This window comes from Clostridium folliculivorans (assembly GCF_024341905.1).
In the GTDB taxonomy this organism is placed as follows: domain Bacteria; phylum Bacillota; class Clostridia; order Clostridiales; family Clostridiaceae; genus Clostridium_AR; species Clostridium_AR folliculivorans.
This window is the reverse complement of the sequence record NZ_BQXY01000001.1, coordinates 1,281,027-1,300,892: the sequence shown is the minus strand read 5'-3', so window position 1 is coordinate 1,300,892 and position 19,866 is coordinate 1,281,027. Positions and strand designations below refer to the sequence as shown.

The 19,866-nt window shown below is 30.8% G+C and carries 7 protein-coding genes; all 7 read right to left on the bottom strand.

From position 1 onward, the window contains the following. Positions 1-2: 2 nt before the first annotated feature. A complete protein-coding gene (locus tag OCU55_RS05805) occupies positions 3-1,643 on the bottom strand; it encodes a hypothetical protein (protein WP_261851357.1) in 1,641 nt (546 codons plus the stop codon). 38 nt (positions 1,644-1,681) lie between these two features. Continuing rightward, positions 1,682-3,535, bottom strand: a complete 1,854-nt coding sequence (locus OCU55_RS05800; protein ID WP_261851356.1) for a dynamin family protein — start codon at positions 3,533-3,535, stop codon at positions 1,682-1,684. Positions 3,536-4,117: 582 nt separating this feature from the next. Continuing rightward, a complete protein-coding gene (locus tag OCU55_RS05795) occupies positions 4,118-4,702 on the bottom strand; it encodes a GNAT family N-acetyltransferase (RefSeq protein WP_261851355.1) in 585 nt (194 codons plus the stop codon). Between the two features lie 73 nt (positions 4,703-4,775). Next, positions 4,776-9,221 (bottom strand): tetratricopeptide repeat protein, encoded by a 4,446-nt coding sequence (locus OCU55_RS05790; RefSeq protein ID WP_261851354.1) that lies wholly within the window; start codon positions 9,219-9,221, stop codon positions 4,776-4,778. A gap of 47 nt (positions 9,222-9,268) precedes the next feature. Continuing rightward, positions 9,269-14,365 carry an NACHT domain-containing protein gene (locus OCU55_RS05785; RefSeq protein ID WP_261851353.1) on the bottom strand — a complete coding sequence of 1,699 codons (5,097 nt, stop codon included), beginning with the start codon at positions 14,363-14,365 and terminating at the stop codon, positions 9,269-9,271. Positions 14,366-14,411: 46 nt separating this feature from the next. Continuing rightward, on the bottom strand, positions 14,412-16,469 hold the full coding sequence (locus OCU55_RS05780; protein WP_261851352.1) for a hypothetical protein: 2,058 nt from the start codon (positions 16,467-16,469) through the stop codon (positions 14,412-14,414). Between the two features lie 534 nt (positions 16,470-17,003). Continuing rightward, positions 17,004-19,862: a nuclease domain-containing protein gene (locus OCU55_RS05775; protein ID WP_261851351.1), complete on the bottom strand. Its 2,859-nt coding sequence runs from the start codon at positions 19,860-19,862 to the stop codon at positions 17,004-17,006. Between the last annotated feature and the right edge of the window lie 4 nt (positions 19,863-19,866).

Here is a 19,866-nt window from a genome sequence, read left to right as displayed (position 1 = left end):
CACTAATCGATGCTCTTTAGAATTTTCTTTTGTATTACCAAATCATCACTAATTTTATTTATTCCTGATATAATGCTTTGAAAGTATAGGTCTACGTAGTATTTGGCTTGGGATTGTATACCGTTTTTCGTAGTCTGCATGATAGCATCCATCTGTGCCAGTACCGTAACCTTTGCACTTTCTATAAGTTCTCTTGTAATATCTTCAATTGCAGCGGCTTTTGCATCAGTGATTTTTCTTCCAATCCCTGCAACTTCTTTTATTTTTTCAAAAATTTCATTATCTTCCTCTGAAGTTTCCTTTCTCTCCTCAGAGCTTTCATTACTTTCTTCAGAAGTTTTCGTTGTTTTCTCAGATTCTTCCTTTGACCTATCAGCTTCCTCTTTGTCTTCATCCTCTGAGCCCTTTTCATTTTTAATCATTTCTATAACAGTTTCCAATCTATCAACGGTTTTATCTGCAGTATCCAAATATACAAATTTCTTAGTATTTACTTGGATCGAATTGATCTGGCCTTTAAGTTTATTAATTACCTTTTCCATGCTTTCTTTGAATTCACCTTTTACCTTCCCTTGAAGATTTGCCAGTGAAGATATTTCCTGTGTAAAATCCGCAAGTTCCTTTAGTAAAACGCCATTCACATAGTTTAATCTACCAAGCTCCGAAACCACATACTGCATTTCGTTAATACATTCCTGAATCAGTCCGTCAAACTTAATATTCACATCAGTTTTAGGAGAATCATTAATTGCCTCCAAAAACTGCGTGACTTTTTCAACCATTTTTTCTTTAAATTTTTCAACTATTCTATTTATATCATTTAATCCTTCCTCATCTAAGCTGTCCTTCAAATAGTCAACAAACTCACCTGAATTCAGTCCATCCATCTTATCTTTTAAGTCACCAACAACATCTATTAGCCCTATATTAGCATTTTTAAATGCAAGTCCTAAGCCTAGCTGCTTCTTATAAATAAAATCAAGGTAGCTTAGCACCTTTTCATTTGTATTTATAATGCTCTTATGAATTTCATTTATTTCTGCATTTACTGCTTTTTTATGTAATAAATATAGCGCTTCTTCCTGCTTGTACCTGTATTCCTTAAAATTACTTTTAATAGAATCAAATGCTGCCTTAAAGGCATCTGAAAGGCACTCAAGTCCTTCAACAGTTTCTCCTCCATATGCACCCTTTACCATAACAATATCATTTCTTTGAAATTCTTTTGCAACCTGTGAAAGCCTGCGTTTTATGAGGACAGTTTCTCTAGGCAGTGCATTCCATCCTCCAAGAAGCACAAATACTTTTTTGTTAGTTACAGAAACTGCACTAACTATATCATAAAGATCTTTTGGAGCTATTTTCAGAGCATTTGTATAAATTATTACCGCATCTGTGTTCATTATTTTTTCAAGCAAATCTCCGTTTTCCTGCGCTATGCTAAAGTTGTCTATAATATAGTTCGATTGAGCTTTATCATAGATATTTGATATTTCATTTTTCAGTGAATCATCTGAACAAAGTACTGCAATATTTGGAACAGCACTTTCAGTAAAAAACTTATATTTATTCAATTCAAATAGAAGCTTTTCTGATAGCTTTTCATTATTTGAAAATAATCTTGTAATTCTTATTGCATCCATGCATACACCCTGCCTTCTAATATATAAAAACTTTAACCCTAGTTAAATTTGAATATCTGCTCAATATATGTATCTATATCATCCTTTATTGATATTATAGCGCTTTTAGCAGATTCATATATTTCCTTCTTTGACTCATTCATACCAGTTGTGGTGTTTACTTTTTTAACAAATTCTTCTTTACAATCGTTATTAATCTTTCTAGCTTCACCTTTTAAAGTGTTAGCAACTGAATACTTCTGCATTGATATTGATAGTCTCGCTCTGTTCTTTACATTTTCTTTTTTCTTAGTCATGGTGTCCGCATTAAGGTTTGTATTACCTAATAAAGCAACAGAAATTGCATCAATTATCTCTCCACCTGGTATTAGAACTGCAATCAATGCCCCTATAACAGTTATAAGTATCCCGCCTAACTTTTCAAGAAAACTATTGACAGTCTGCTTGATAACAGCTGAAATAAAGTTACTATCTAGAGGACTTCTTTCCAAATTAGTTAAATTTTTATTTGCTTCAATCTGAAACTTGGCATATTCACTGTTTAAAAGGATCTCAATATTCTCAATATATTCCTTTAGTATTTCATCATACCAGCAAGGCTTTTCATCCAATTTTAAATACTCATATTCATATCGCTCTTTAAGCTCTCTTTTAAGTCTTTCTTTTCTGTTCCTACCGATTGACTTTATAAGCATAGACATATTTGCGTTCTGCATTTCATCCTCTATAAAGCTTTCAGTAAGCCCTACAAGGTGCGTGATTATATCATTTGCTGCATTTGAAGCCATATCGGCGAGCTTTCCTTCTGCATTTTTAAACACTGCATAAAGTTGTGACTTAAGCAGATCGTTATCCATTGTAATGTGATCTATTTCTGTTTTAATTTCATCTAAGGGAGCCTCTATTTCTGTAAGAGCAGAACTAAGTTTTTCAAAAGATACTTTTAAATTCTTAGTTATTCTATTCATTTTATCAAGATCAAGATTTACATTTTCAGAAAATACTAACCTATTAAGGCACTCAGCAAAAGCTGTCTTTCCCCATTCCTCTTTAATTTCCTCTCCGTTAATCTGAGCTTCATCTATTTCTTTTCCATAATAACGAATAGGTGTTTCAGTATCTACAAAATAGCTTGCATATCTATCATTAAGAAACTTTATTATATCATCATAAGTAAGTTCACTTGAAATACCTTTTCTTTCATACTGCCATACATTTATAATAGGTATTATCTTATTCTTAAACTTTTCTAAATTGGCAATAGCCTCTTTTCCTGGTTCCTCTGACGTAGACACAATCCAAAATATTGCATCTGCCTCAAGTATTTTTCTGTCGGTTGTAGCAGTATGGTCTTCCACATGTGCTGTTCCAGTGCCTGGTAAATCCAGTATGTTACAAACAGATAAAATATCCTGCTTCAGAAAATATCTTACTTCTGATATTTTCTCTGCTCTAGCCTTCAAGTTTTCATTCTCATCTAATGAAACCTGACTTGTATACTTTTTAGCTGTCAACCAGTCTACTTTTTCATTTTCATAGGTATTTTCTTCATAAAGAATCTCGGCATCATAGTCAATATCATCAGATTTGTACATTATTCTTATACATTTGGCAGTATCCGGTTCATATTCAGTACTTAATCTTTCATCACCACTTAATTGCAATAAAGAATTGATAATTGTAGACTTACCTGCTTTAAATTCTCCTACAAAAGCAATTGTAAATTTATTATTTGCAGTTTTCACCTGCTGCTCAATCACCCTTATGCAGTCATTGAACCTTACCGGAGAAATGCCTAATTTTTTTAGTGATTTGTTAAGTTCTTTTTCATTTTGATCTAAATTAATAATTGCTTCATTCATTAAAGGTATTAGTGATTTTACGTCTTTCATTAGTTTCATCCTTTCTTTCTATGGATATACAAATTCCAAATAAGATTCAAATCTATTAAAAATTTACCTTCTATAGTTAATTACATACAATTGAATCTATATTTATAGAAATAAAATATCTATTTCTCTGAACACAAAAGCACTTCAATCCTTAGGCTCAAAATAGAAATTTCGATTATTTTACGAACTTTTATTTTGATAGATAGAAGTGGTACATCTTTAAATAAAACTTGCTATTCCTAGCTTAGTGTAAACACGTATCTACATTATACTATAAATTTCATAATAATCCCCTTATTTTTGATGAATTACCATAGCTGTTCACTAAATGTAATAATTATCTCCTCCATTCAGTAAATTCCTCTTATTTTCTACAAAAAACGTTTTCTTATCAATTTTAACTTGAATTTAAATCAGAATCATTACGATATTTTTTTGTATTTTAAACTATATATTCAATAAATAAAAATCTTTAAATTTACATCCTATTGTAAAACAAAAACCTATGCCAAATTGTTGCTTTAGCATAGGTTTATACATTGGTTATTTATTTTTTTTATAATACACTATATTTCTCATATTCTAAATATAGTACCTTAGCATAGGCTTCCATTTTGATCTTCTCACTACCTCAATGAAGCCAACTTCTTCAAATGCTACGGGAACACCAGTCCAGAGAAAAGCATCTGGCACATTATTACCATAGGGAACCACTGGATATGCCTCAACTATATTTACTTCATTTAATCTAGCGTATTCAATTGCCCCTTTAATTAACTCTGTTGAAATTCCTTTTCGTCTAAAAGCTTTAGCTATAAAAAGACAAGAAATAGACCAAACTGGTTTATCATCTATTCTTTTAAGGACTCTGGAACTTTCAAGACGCTTATAAACTTCTCTTGGAGCAATAGCGCACCATCCAATTGGCTTATCATCTACATATGCCAACACTCCTACAGGCTTACCCCTAAATACAATATCCTTCATGGAGTTTTTGTTAAATTCGCCCTTTCCTCGCTCAAATTCCGATTTCTTAAGTCTCCAAGACATACACCAACATCCACCACATGCTCCTCTTTCACCAAATAAAAGTTCAAAATCCTCCCATCTTGTATGGTCTAAAGAATATATTTTTATATTATGCTCTTCATTGATATATACTAGCATTTGTAAAATCCTCCACAATTCATATCGGGATAATGAACTTATTAATCTTAATCTGTTTTCTGCATTAACAATTTTACAATATGCTGTCCACTATCTTTTCTATCTTTCTGATATACTGTTTTGCCTCTTTACTGCTTGAAAGCTTACAAATTGGTTCATAATACAATTTAAATAACTTTTGCAATTCCAAGTCATCTACATTATTTTTCAGCATTTCTGCAATGTATAAAATTAATTGAAGGTACTCTTCCACAGTTTCATAGTTTTCATTAACAAGAATTTTATTATACTCCAAAACCTTTGAAAAGTCCTTATATGCTTCTGAAAAAAGCTTTAACTCAGTCAATACCAACGCTCTGTTGCTGTAAACATCCTGTAGTTGTCCTATTTCCTCTATGGTTATCTGTTTTTCCCAATGTCCTGTGATTTCAATTACCTTATTAAAATCATTCAAGGCTTCAGTAAGAAGATTTAGTTTACATAGCGTCGCTCCTCTATTCATACAGATGGCAGCTAGGAGGTCCTTATTCGTAATTTTTATGTGCTTATCCATCCCTCCCATCACATTATAGGCTTTGTTATAATACTTTAAAGCTTCTTCAAGTTGATTTAAGGAATTAAGTGCCAATCCACTATTCATACAAACTATAGCTAGGTTGTCTATATCCTTTAACATGCCACCTTCGTAGAGCTCTTCCATGATCTCTATGGCCCTTTTGAAATTCACCAAACCATCTCCTACGAGATTTAAATTATAGAATATACCTCCAGTATTTACATATAGCTTTGCCAATTGGTTTTTATAATCTTGTCCTCCTTCTTCACTTAAACTCTCCCAAAGATCTTTAGCTCTTTCAAGATCAGCCAAAGCTTCTTTAAACATATTAAAATTGCATAATGTCATACCTCTGTCAGCATAAACCTTTGCTAGATGATCCTTATTAGTAAGCTGTTCATTCTTTTCTAGTTCTTTTATATTAGTTATGATTTTTTCATAGTCACTTACTAACTCATCGATTCTATTTAATCTTTTAAACACGTCAATTCTGTTATTATATGCTGTTATTAAAGTGTTTCTATCATCAAGTTTCCCTTTCCCAGCTAGTTCTTCTCGGATTTGTATAACGCTATTGAAGTCACTTAAAGCTTCTTCAAAATTGCCAAGATTCTTAAGAGCTACCCCTCTGCTGTTTAATGCATGTGCCAGCTTGTTTTCATCAGTTAGCCTTCCTACACTTTCCAAAGCTTTGTAAATTTCCACTTCAATTTCATAATCACAGAGAGCCTCTTCCGATTTATTTAGATCCAAAAGTACATTTCCTCTATTATCGTACACCTCTGCAAGATCACCAACATTAGGAAGTCTTTCTGATTTATGCAAACTTTCCATTATTTCTACCGCAATTTTATTATCTTCAAGTGCTTCTTCCAAACGATTCATAACTCTAAATAATTGTCCTCTGTTCATATGAGCTTTTGCCAGATTGATTACATTATATACTTCTTCCTCATTAGTCAAGCCTCCTAATATTTTAATTGCACTTTCATACTCTTTTAGTGCTTGCTCTAAACTATTTAACTCTACAAATGATGCTCCCTTATTTATATGTAATGATGCAAGTACACTTTTGTCGAATAGCTTTCCTTCTCTATCAAGGCTTTCAATGATTTCTATAGCTCTTTCAAACTCCTCTAATCCTTCTTCTAGGTGATACAATCTATTAAGACCCACGCCCTTATCCATATAGGCCATTGCTAAATCATATCTGTCTGGTAGCGTCCCTTCTTTATCCAGACTTTCCCTTATCTCTATTGCACTTTGAAGATCTTCAAGCCCTTCGTTATATAAATTAAATTTTAAATTCAGATTTCCCCTTTTCGTGTAAGCTTCTGCTAAGAGATCGCTTTCCTCTAAAAATCCATTTTTGTATAGATCTTCTCTGATTTGAATAGCACACTCACAATCCCTTTTAGCTTCCTGCAGGAGATTCAAATCCTCGAAGGTCGCGCATCTTTTTATAAATACATCTGACAATATCAAATAGTCCCCTAAGGTCTTCTCATTTATGTTTAAGCTTTCTATAATTATTCCAGAAAGATAGTTAATACGTATCTGCATTCGTTCATATTCATTACTAGGCACCTTCATAAGAGGTTCAATACTATAAAAGGCTTCGCTGTTTTCTCTTAATTCATCATCTGATATAGTTATGTTATTGATTTCCCTAAAGTATTGACTCATATCAAGATAATTAGAGAACAAATAAAACATTCCTCTGTATTTTGCAAAATCCTTTTGATATTTTTTATACCCCTGTGCAATTGGATCAGACCATAATTCTCTAAACAATGAATACACTGATTCCTTTAATTCCTCAAGCAGCTCTCCTATTTCTTCCTTGTAATTTTGAAGCAGATTTTCCTTCCAATCCACATGCGTTATAGACATTACAGTTGCACCATTTTCTCTTTTAGTTTCCACAAAATTGCTTATGTCAGCTATTGAGCCTAGCAGTCTATAAGTTATTTCTTGCTCATTCATAAGATAACAAAGCTCATCCACTCTGATTCCACTTGGTGCAATTGCAAGTATGAGTAAAAGCTTTTTTATGCTTTCATAATGTCTTTTATTAGCACTTTGCAAATAGTTCATATAGGTCTTGATAATGTTTTTTGGATTGAGTTCGTTTTTATTATATAGGTTAGAAGAGTATAGCTTTTCATAAGCACCTAAATAAGAGAACCTATAATCCAATAACTTCAATAATTCATCCTGCTCTTTTGCTTCAGAAATCGAAAGATTTTTTATAAGATGCTTTTTAAGCAATGATACATATTCACCTGATGTCCTTATTATTGATATTTCAGGCAAGGTTAGTTTTATATTATTGATTTCTTTTCGTATTCTTTCAGAATTTATTAACTCTCCATCAGTTCTGCAGGTTAACAGAATATATATACCCTCTGCAAGCATATCTGGAGTTGGAATATAATCAAAAATTGTCCTTATATTGTCCTTGTATTTATAATTGAACTCATCAAGGCCATCTATTACCATTAAAAATTTTTCTCGTTTTACACCTGTTTCGTTCACATAGGCTCTGTTCAGTTCATAGAAAGCTTTATTTAGGATCACTGCAAACTGTTTTTTTATAGAATCAGTGCTTTGACACATATCCAGTCTAGTGAACTCATCTCTTATTTCACCTACATATACGTTGGCTTTTTGCAGGGTTGAACAAAGGTCATTTTGGAGCATATGTTTAAAGGTGCTTAGCTCTGAACCATATGTACTATTTATGTGGTAAACCCTCTTAATTACCTTATTATAAAAAGATGGTTTCTCCTCCTGGGAGGATATATTATCGAGATCATCGAGTACTTTTGTAAAAACTGTCTTTCCCATACCTCTTTCGGTTCTAATCATAAAAACACCACTGGTATATTGCTTCGTATCCTTTTCAAACCCCAGTATTTTCATAAGATAATCATTCAAATATGTAGGTTTTATTATTTTCTTAGTCTTTAATATCTCATCAATTTTCTTTAGCTGAGTTACAAGATGATTTTCCCTTTTTATTGTTTCACTTGTCAATTCTTCAACATTCAGTATTTTCTTTATCTCCAGAAAAGTATCAACAGATTTGTAACACTTGTCCTTTTTACCATGAGAATAGTTCAATCTATATGCAATATTGCTATAATGAGAAAAACTATCAAACAAGTATATATAAATTTCTGAACTGTAGACAAGGGGCATAAGGGTTATATTATCTTCCTTAGAATCCATGCTGAAGCTTATGTAGATTTCATTTTGCTCGTCCATGCTTTCAATATTATGACCTTTTAAAACTATACCTTTATCATTTATTATCTCTATCTGTGAATAATACTTTTCAGACTTTCTCATAATCTCATGTATGTTGCTCAACATATACCCTATTTCATTTCTGAAATCAACATCATCAAAAGCCAAAGCACCATGGGCAATTTCATCATTACGCCAGCTTGATATATATTTCTCTGTTCCATTGATTTTAACCTTAAAAAGCTTGATAATATTTTTCAGGTAAGTTCTAGTCTCTCCATAAATCATTAAATTCCTTTGTGGAAGCTCTTCATCAGTAAGCCTTGAAATCCTACTAGCTGTAACCTCCCAATCTCCAAGACTAAGAGGCTTTTCAATGAAAGCTCTCAATATGCTGTTTCTGCACTCATTTTCCCCTTCATTTTTCAAGCTATATATCAAGCCTTCCATCATTATCAAAACTGGAAACTTAAGGATCACTTCATACATATCCTTAATCTGCATAAAAGTACCATAGGCTTCACCTGCTGTACTTAACTCCTTCAACCTATGATATTCATGTGCGATAATAGTTGGAAATTCATTCATTGCATTGATATTAAACTCACCGGAACCTAAATCTTCAATTATAGGAACTCTTTCCTCACATTCTTCACAAATCCAGTACTTTTTACCCTTTATCATTTCGGTACTACACTTTGGACATTTCATGGGCTGCTGCCTCCCTCTCATTTTTTCTGCTAACCTCTATGCTCATTTTAAAAACTATAATTAATGATCTTATTAATCTCTTGTAGAAGTACATCCTCATCTTCAACCAACTTACTACAGTTCTTCAAACAATAAGCACTAGAATATAACCATTGCCACACTAGTTTCTTATCAGAATATATCTCAGTAAATAACTCAGTTAAAATCTGCAGTGAATCTTCTTCAGTATCCTTAGCTAGCTTTACTATTTCCATGTAAATTTCGTTCTTGTAACTATCAGACCAAGCTTTATTTGAAACGTAATTTATAATTTCCAGTAACCCCCCCTTTCCTTCTGGCAATAAAGCATTGATTATAACTTCTTTTCTATATTCATCGTTATTGATATTATCAAGAATTTCGTAAATTCTATTTTTCATGTCAAATTTAATCAAAACTCTAAATACACGCTTTAGAACCTTAGTTTTTCCTTCGCACTGCTCAAAGGAACAGGTATTAATTATTTCTGAGTTTAGAACTTCAAATGCCTTAACCTTATTTCCTTTATCAAAAATTATTGCTGATATATTAATATTTGTTAAAGAGCGGACAAACTTACTTCTAATCTTGTCAATTATTTCATTAGCTTTATTATATTCATCATATTCAAAGAGAAACCCAGCAGCCTCAGAATAGAAATTATCCTTACCTGCAATCAGCTGTAATCTTGGCTCCATAAGATTCAAAAACCTATCAAATTGAGTAGTATACAGCTCTTTTTTCTCAAACAAGCACATCAAAAAAGTTATCATTTTTTTATCATAAATGTTGTTAGCAATGTTAAAAATAAAATTATCTGCCAAAGAACCATAACTATTTTGCTTTAAAAGCTCAACAATTCTTTTAATACATTCTTTGATGTCAAATGATTTTTTGCTCTTAAATATGCATTGCTTAGCTTCATTCAATAAATTCTGTATTTTATCTCTATCACCTTTTTTTATGCTATGTTCTAAAATAGGTATTACTGCATAAAGTATTACATCATACTTTTGGTCTATTTTAGCTAACCCTATTACATCATTCATAATTGAATTAGCTTGATCTATTTTACCTAATTCGCTAAGATAATTTGCAATATCCACTTTAGCTTTAGCCCGTGCTGAAAAGTCGCTTTTTAGGTTAGTATATTGCATTATTTCATTGGTTTTACCAGCTTTTAAGGCTTCTCTTATCAATATCTTTTCTATTTTAGACTCAAGTTCTATATAGTAGCAAGCTTTACATAAACTTAAAGCAAATTCAATCTCACCACATCTTATTAAATTCAAAATATTTGCTTGAAATGCAAATACATTTTCAAATTTTAAGATAAGATTATCTTTGTTTAAGCTGCCTTCAAACTCTTCTCTAGTTATAGGATCTTTAAAATCAAACAAAAGCTTTGAACTTTCTCTGCTTTCTTCTAAGCTTTCTAGAAATGAAAATAACTTCTCCTGTGACCCTTCTTTTATAAGCTTTTCAAGCTCTTCAACATTACACTTATCTTCTAAACTGTAGTTAGTTTCTGCTTCTTTCTCAAGCCAACTAGCATCATTTATCTCATTATTGCTTTCAGACTTTGCCTTACTTTTTAGATAGCTTGCATATGGCAAGTAATCTTGTCGTTCTACTATTTTTGAAACTGAATTAATTAACTCAATTGATTTGTCATAGCATCCCGCTTCAAGCAGTAACCCAGAAACGACCTTTTTAAAATCATTTTTTTCAGTTTCAACCTCGATTAGATTTATCATCTCTAATGCATATTCTACTTCACCTTGTTTAGCTGCTTCAGATGCCAACATGCCTCTAACTTCAGCTTGAGCATAAACCGTATTTATTGGTGCTAAAAGTACATCCACATAGGACCTATTGCCTAGGGGAATGTATTTACATAAGCTTTTAGCTGTCTCAACCTTAATTTCATAGCTTACTATATTCTTATACAACTCTAACGCTTGGTCAATTTCATTATTCTCCGCATACTCTATAACCCTTTCTTGCACTGATAAACTTAAGCCTTGAACTCCATTTATTTCTTCATCAATAGCCTCAAGACCTTCTTGTACAAAATATTCGGGAAGCTTAACCGCCATTTCTCTGGCTTTTTCACTATTTCCTTCTTTAACAAATTTCTTAATGACTTCAATTTGGGCCTTAGAATAATAATATTGATCTTCTATATTTTTTATAATTTCACAGGCTTCCTCTAAACTGTTTTTGTCTACTAAATATAAAGCAGCTTGGTACATTAAATCAAATTTTAGATATTCATCGCTGACAAAATCAATAAGATTCAATACCTCATGGGGATACCCAATTTTAATAAGCTCCTTTGCTATGGAAGGTATCATTTTTTCTCTATAAATTTTGTCTGACTGCAGTATTATTAGTTTATAAATCTCATAATCCTTATAATCCTTAAAGTCAATTTTGTCTGAGAAAAGAGAGAGCTCCATATTTTCATTGTATGAAAAAACATTTATAAGCGGCTTTATATCAATTTCTAAGGAATCAACTTTTCTCAACATTCTAATAATATAACTTATAGATAAATACTCATACCAGTTAACATTCTTAAAACTATCAAGCCACTCTGTGTGAAAACTTTCAAGGATTTTTTCTAGAAGCTCTTTTCTATTAAAAATACTTAATTCACCAAATAATTTAGAATGTATTAAATTTATATATAGAACAAATTTCTCCCATCCTGTAAAATCATTGATTTTTTCAATTGTCCCAGCAATATCCTTATCCTTTAACTTTATTTCTGACATAACAGTCTTTATACTGTTTGAAATACCAATATGAAGTTGCCCTATCGACGTACCAATCTTCAACGCCCTCTCATACTCTTTGTTTTTCTTAGCAATTCTATAAGCATTCATATAAAGTTCAAAGGTTGATTCATATTGACCTGTCACTTTCAATTGTGCCTCTATGTATTCACTATTCTCAGTTAATGAGTATAATTCATCATATAACTCAAGCTCCACCAGATGCTTTGAAAAATGCTTTAATGTATAACTACTAATATAATTTTTATAAATCAAAAACTCCTTCCATCTTCTGCAATAATCAATAAGCTTTAGCCTTGCTTGAGTAAAGCTTATATCATTTGACTTAAATAGATATTCTCTAAAACTCTCATGGAAGAGCTGATAACTGTTTTCCATATGTGGATTTTCAAATAGCACCTCTTGAAGCAAACTGATAATATAGGCTGACTGTTTTTCGCTTATATTTAATATAAATTCTAGTTGCTTTTCAGATATATAGTCAGAAGCAGAAGCTATCACATACAAGCCTTCAAGTACTAAGTTTTCTGTTTCTTTTAAACGGCAAAGTATCTCATAATAAAAGTCCTCAATATAATCAACTAACTTGGATTCATCGAAATTTTGGATTCCTAGTGTTTCCAGTTTAGAACATAAGAGTTTAATGTATAGAGGATTCCCCTGGGATTTTTGACAAATAAGATTTATCAGAGCTTCTTTTAGGTCATATTTATTTACAACCTCATAAAGAATAGCTCTTATATCCTCTTTGTTAAGTCCATCTATATCAAACCTATCCTTGTAATCATAAGGTATGTTACGATAAAAAATCTCACTTTCCCTTACAGGCCTTGAGGAGTACACAACAATTATGTTTTTATAGCTTTCAGTAATTAAATGGTTTAATATACCTCCCTCAATTCCTTCATCTAGTCCATCAACAAATATGACAAGTTTTTTATCTACCAGTTGCTCTGAAATCGTTCTTAAACGTAAATGAAGATTCACTCTCTTTTCTTCAAGAGAATTTCCCATAGGTATATCTGTTTTGTAAAAGTTTTCAACTCCTCTATTTAAATAATCCAGCATAAAATCCGGCCTCGCATGGATAGTGCCTCTTCTTATAAAATACTCTAATTGATAAATCCTTTTTTCTTCTGAAGATTTATTTAGATTTTCTTCTCTAATAATTTTAGCAATCAACGCTGACTTGCCTATACCTGGACTTCCAAAGATAGCTAAAACGCCTCTATCTCTACTATCTATAAATTCTCTTATATTTTTCTTCTCTTTCACTCTTCCTTTAAAAAGTTCTGTAAGTTCAAGTATTCTTTCTCTGAATTCACTTGTAACATGATACTTCCATTTTTCAATATTAATTACGCTAAGGAACTCTTCATACATTTGCTTATCCCTAAAGTGAAGAGATTTAGGATAATTAAGCAAGGATATCTCCTTTTTCCTTTTCAAATCATTAAAAAATACAATTGAATAAGTATTAGGATTACTTAAGTCAGTTACCTTACAACTCAAAATAGGAAATAAATCCAGTACCCTTCCTTTACTATCAACTAAGTAAGGATGGTAATTTACTAAATCACTACAATTATTTGTTACTGCCCTTAAAATTTCTTCGTTAAGAGAAACATCAATTGAGCTTTCCAAAACTAAAAGCTCCAAAAGTCTATGATTTTTAAAGGCTATTATCTTAGTGTCTTGAAGCCATTTTGCCGATAAAATCTCTTCAATCAGAGGCATTAGCATTTCAATATCTTCCATGCACTTTTCGTCACAAGGTGTTGCCCCATGGGCATATTCATTTCTCAAGGTGATTACTCTTTCAACTTTTTTGTTCCACTTATAAAAATAATTATGAAAATCTTCAATAAAGAATATTTTATTAAACCCAGAATAGTGGTTTAAAAATAACTCCCTTAATTGCTTTTTTGCTGATGCAGCTTCAAGCTTCAAGCAAAAAGAATCCCCTGCTTCATCATAAGCTGACTTAAATAAATCTACGTTTCGCCCCTGCAAAGCATTAAGCATAGTATAAAATTCTGCTTTAGATAATTTTCTTTGGATAACCATCTCATCCATTATAACCTTACTAAAAAGCTGCCATAATCCGAGAGATGGTACCTTTAAACCTTCTGACAATAATGCTTTTACTTGTTCTGAAATATCCTTTACTGAAAAATAATTTGCGATTATCATTGCTGTATGAGTTTTTATAACTGTCTCAAAAAGATCAATCAGCCTATGTATCTTCCTAAATGGCTGCTGCTCAGCTTCAAACAAACTTATCATTGCATTAATATGTATATGTTTTGTCCACCTTTGCTCCAAACTAGCTTCTCCCTTCAAATGTCAATAAGCATATTATAAATATACTTTAATTTATAGCTCTAGCTTTCACAGTAAACTCTTCTAAGGCTTCTGTATTTATATTTTCTTTACTTACATTTTTAAGTATACCTACATAGTCTAATACAGTACTTGGAATTCCTCCTGCAATCAAAGTAGAATATTCATTAATCAACCTGTCAACTACATCTTTTGCCTCGTTAATTCTTTTTTTGTGCAAATATGCTAAGACCTTACTTGATAGAACTCCTAGTTGTATTACTTTAATTGTAATATCCCTTTGACTTTGTTCACACAGTTCTATTGCCATATCATAATATCTATTTGCCTTTTTTATCTCTTCAGAATATGCGAAATAGTCTCCCATATGCCAATAGATCATTTCAAGTGGATGAATACCACTGAAACTTGCTTTAAAAGTTTCTAAGTTTACATTATTTTTTGTCATTGCCTTGTACATATAAGATGCTATAGAATCTTCCTTAAGCCTCTTTGCATAAGACATGATTCGAACATATGCTAAGTATTTATAAATAACATCATATAATCTTTGTCCATTAATCTTATCTATAAATTTCTCTACGCTATCCTCTTCCATATAATTCATATTCTCAGTTTTTAATATTAGCTTAAGAGCATTTTCTATATTTCCTGCTTCGCATTCTGCTTGGCTTAAATAAAGATGCTGTCTTACCTTATCATTTTCGTTTGCAAACTGTTTAAGAGCATTTTCATAATCTACTCTAGCTTTTTCTAAATCATCTTTTTCCTTATGCATAGTCATTGCCCAGGCTTGAAGCCTTGTACCGTAAGCTTTTGCAAGCATTATGTTTTTATCTCCAAGCATATTATCTTCTGCTCCATCAATAATTGACATTAATTCCTTCATCTGTTCCATTATCTTAATAACCTTTGTCATATTATCAATACTAGCTTCAACATCCAACATGTTCTTTTGATGAATTGCTTGTCTTGTTTTATACATAATGAAGTATTGAAACTTAATAAATAAATCAGTTAAATTTTCAAGTTCTATCATAAAAAATTCGTCTTGTTCCTCTGCTTGAGCACTTCCCTCATGAGTGTATATAGTATATAAATATAGTATTATATCTAAAATAAACTCTGGAACTGCCATATTCCTCTGCTTTAATAGCGGAACCAATTCACTTTGGAGCTCTGTAAGTATAACCTTTAACACTGAATAATCTAAATGCATTCTTATTAGTGTGTCTATCTTAGAAGTAATGCTCATAAGCTGATTGTTAATAGCAAAATCATTAAATTGCTGTAATCTGTCTAAAGCTAAATCCAAATATTTTTTCTTACCTTCAGCTAGTTCACTGTTGAAATACAATTCGAAAATGACATCTCCAAACCTTCCTTCAGCAATAGCTCTTTTAATTTCAATATCTACTGAGCTTTCAAAAATTGAAAAGTTTAGCTCTTTTTTGTACAACTCGTTTATAATAATTCTATCTTCATCAGTAAATTTTCTAGAAGTCCTAGTTAAATATGTATTGCAAACACAGTCCGATAGCATTAGTCTTTTATCTATCCTAGCATCTCCGAAACTAATCTTATACTTCCATCTAGTTTTCTTAGTTAATGCATTTCTCGCTATCCCCAATACAACCTTTTCTTTTAGTCTTTTTTCGTATTCTTCTTCGCTTAATATGCCTTTGCCAGCAGTTGTATTTTTTCTGGTAGCAACCAATACATTAAGCTCAAAGTCTCCGTATTTTGCTGACAAAAACAAAAGTAGCTGAATGATACCTTCTGACAGGATATTAAGATAAGTGGTGTCACTATCTATCACAAGAAGTCTTTCTTTGTTTTCAAACACCACAAATTCTGCCTTGTATTCAGCTACTTTCCTCAATACTTCAATATTTAACTGCCCATTTTCCTCATTGAAGTGAACAAAATCTCTATTTAATATCTTTCCTGCTATAGTTTCATCTACTATTCCTTGTTCAATAAGAACTCCTCCTACAAGTGAAGGATTTAATCTTTTATTTGAAATATCACTTAAAAAATCTCCACTTTCATCAATCCATAATTCAAAACAGTTATTATATCTCATCTTTACTCTCCTAAACATAGCTTGTCTAATTATAATCTAAACTTATTCAATATGAGGTTCTATATACACTTCAACCATAGGAGGCTGTGAAAAAAGCTATTCTATAGGTTTCGCTACACCACGCGGGGAGTGCCACGAGCGGCCCACGAAAAAGGATAGCTATATTTTTCACATCCTCCTCTAAACAAATAATATTCTTTTCCCTAATCAAAATTCTCCAGTATATACTACAAATTTAGAAATTTTATTGAATTATAACATATTTATATATAAATTTACAGATAGTGTATGTAATTGTTATGTACTAAAATTTGATTTTTTTATATATCTTTAATCACATTTAAATCAATTGATTTAAAAAAGTTTTCATTTCTAGATTAAAAGTAGGTTCACTTCTCGAATAACTTTTATATCTATTAGTTTTGATAATGTGTAAAAATACGCCCCCTAAAATAAGGTGGCGTATTTTTTCAAAAACTATGGTTTTCCATAAGAATTAGCCTCTTGAATTTATATCAAATTATTCTAACTACACTAAAAAATAATATCTTCATTTAGAATATGAACCCCATAATGAGAATCTAATCGCTCATCAGCATCACTACTATTATCGCATTTTGGGCATTCAACAAACCAAGGATATTTACTTTTTTCTTTTTGTGAATGATAATTATATAGATGTTTAATAATATTATGATGTTCTGGCTTTTCACAGTGGGTCTTTACCCAAAACTCTCCGCATGTGTTACAGGTATAATGATACTTATCAAAACCACCCTGCGTTTTTTTCATTACTTTATTTATTTTGTCTTCTGAATGGACTATCTCCCCACAATTCCAACAATAATCGTATAATTTCAGATGATATTCTAAAATCATTTTAATAAAAGTCTGGAAGTTTATAATTTGACTAGGAACAAAAGCAAAAGCTCCAAATCTATGACTTGGCGTTTCAGCTCTCCATCCTAATTCTTTTCTTTGATCCTCATTCAAATAACCTCCAAAAAAAGTCCATTTTTCTTCTAAATCAGGATGTACAATAAAAGAAGCAATAGGCAAATATACTGTATTCTCAAATGTTCTAATATATTTATCTATAGCAACTCCTTTTACGTCATTAATCCACTCTGCTTTTGTTTGTTCATTATAATTCTTATACTTTGCATCAATATAAACAATTTTAGACTCGTTATTAATATTGAAGCTAAACATATAGTCAGGTTGCTTATATTTACCATCTTCTACGTTATAATATATCTTTTTATTATACAAAATTGTTAGTGTTATTTTTCTTTCCTCATCTATTTTATGGCTTAGAACTGCCTTTAAATCATCGCTAAATTTCTCTTCATTCATATATAAATATTGATTTATTATACTGTAGATTTCATTACAATTTTCTATTTCCCATTTTTGCTCATTCATAAGAACTTGTACCATTTTAAAGAAGCACCAAAGTTCATAAAGATTATGAGTAGCTTTGATAGCAAAACTTTTTTTATTAAAGTCACTGATAAAATCTATCTTTAAATCTAACTCTTTTAGGTATCTCCATAAAACCCCATAATCCGAATCATTTACAAAAATTTGTGTTGGTTTCCATGTAGAATGTATATCTTTAACTCTATGAAAAATATCTAATGATAGAAGTGACTCTATACTATTATGAACACTTTTCCAATCATCATTCTGATTTAAAAAAATATTTCTCTTATTACAACATATTTCATATTTTTTAATGATAGATTCAATAAATGATTTATTTTCACTTAAGTTACTATAATCATTTTTTAACTTATGTAAAATGGGGTCATTAACATATTGAAGTAATTTACTTATTACATCATCTTTTTCATATTTAGGAACCTTTTCTCCATTAATACTATATAGTTTTGTTATTTTAATATTGTATTTTTTAACAATACCACCATCAGAAAATTTATATCCCGTAAGAATATTTCCTCCAAGTGGGTCATCACTGTCATTTGAAACGCTTTGTGCCTGAGCTAATATTGTAATTTTATTTTGCATAAGTTCATAATCAGATTCACAAATTTTCTCTATAAGATAAATGATCTCATTTAAACTACTTGTTTCTAATTCAATAGTAGCAACTCTTGCATGAAATTGTGCATCCCTCCACATATTAGAAGTCATATACTTATAACTTCCCCTATGTAGATTTAAAGGATAAATTTTATCGCTATTTTTAATGCTGTTAATAATTAATTTACAGGTATTACTGCCAATTTCAAGATTAATATTGTTGTTGTTAATAACTGCTTCCTTATAAATATCAAAATAAATATTAATATTTCCTACCGTATTTACATTGTTATGCATAATAGAGTTAATTTGGTTTAAATAAATATTTTCACGCCTATTTATTTCGGTTTCATGCAGTGATGTTCTCACTTTTAATTCTTGTAATATATCTTCGATATTTCTATTGTATTTACTCTCAATTACTTTTTTAATTTGATTAATTTCTTTTTCCCGTTGAATTGCTTCATTCTCGTAAGCTTTCGTATAATATACAATTTTATCTCTTAGTCTAGATAGTGCGTATTTTATTATCCGATTTTCGTATATATCTACATTTTCAGAATGAGTCTGAGTAGTATATTTATTCTTAGACGGTAATATTGCTCTTTCAATTAAGGTTTTTGATTTAATATGTTTGATTGACTTATAATTAACCTTTTTCCATTCTGGTGTTAAATTAACAGCTGGATTCCTATCTATTCTTTTCAATGGATTACTAATCATATTCAAACAATTTATTATGCTATCTTTTCTATACTCCCAATTTCCTTTTAAAGCTACTTTTGCTTTTTTGTTAATTATTAAATCATCTTTTATCTGAAGTAAATCATTTACCATAGATATATAATCTTTATACATCATAGAAGAAGGTAATACACATATAGGTGGTGAAGTATAAATTTCGGTTCCTGTGCTGTCAAAAATATCTACATAAAATATCCCTGATGTATCTACACCAACTGGCATATATTCAGTGCTTTTATCAAATTGAATTTTTCCTTTTTTAATTTTTCCTTTAGGAGAATCAAAATAAATTTTAGCTGTTTTATCATATTTTAATGGGTAAGCTATATCCTTATCATCAGTACATGTAATGAATAAATTGTATTCAGCCATTTCCTCACTTTCATCGAGGTCAATAAGCTCAAATCCTAACTGATAAATATTTTTCAAGTTATTTTTATCCCTGTAATGTGTATATGTATACCAACATTCCTTGTCATCATTACCTAACTTAGTTCCTTCCTTGTAATGCTCTTCGCTCAAAAATGTAATATTCTCAACCAGAAAATCACTTTTTGTTGCCTTTGAATAGTTAACATTAATCATGTGAGCCTTAAGTCTCAAACTA